The organism is Vibrio sp. HI00D65 (assembly GCF_001635455.1).
Taxonomy (GTDB): Bacteria; Pseudomonadota; Gammaproteobacteria; order Enterobacterales; family Vibrionaceae; genus Vibrio.
On sequence record NZ_LWEH01000141.1, the window covers coordinates 1 to 285 of the forward strand.

Genomic DNA, 285 nt, shown 5'->3' on the forward strand with positions numbered 1-285 from the left:
TTTTCATACTCAAACTCCTTCTAACACCAATAAACTGTATAAAAAAAACAGTTTTGGGAGGTGGGAAATGGCAAGCAAATTCATTGAAGAAATCCGTAGACACATGCGAATGCGAGGCTATAGTCTCAAAACAGAAAAGGCCTATATATACTGGATAAAATACTTCATTCGCTTTAATAAGCTAAAGCATCCTCAAGATATGGGAACGACTGAGGTAACAGCCTATCTGTCTTATCTTGCTAATGAACAACACGTCGCTATCAACACTCAAAAAGTCGCGCTTAA

General features: G+C 37.5%; 1 protein-coding gene. It reads left to right on the forward strand.

What is annotated here, in order from left to right; genetic code table 11:
• Positions 1-67: 67 nt before the first annotated feature.
• Positions 68-285, forward strand: a 218-nt coding sequence (locus A3712_RS12215; protein WP_197465819.1) for a site-specific integrase, incomplete at its 3' end; no start/stop codon positions are given.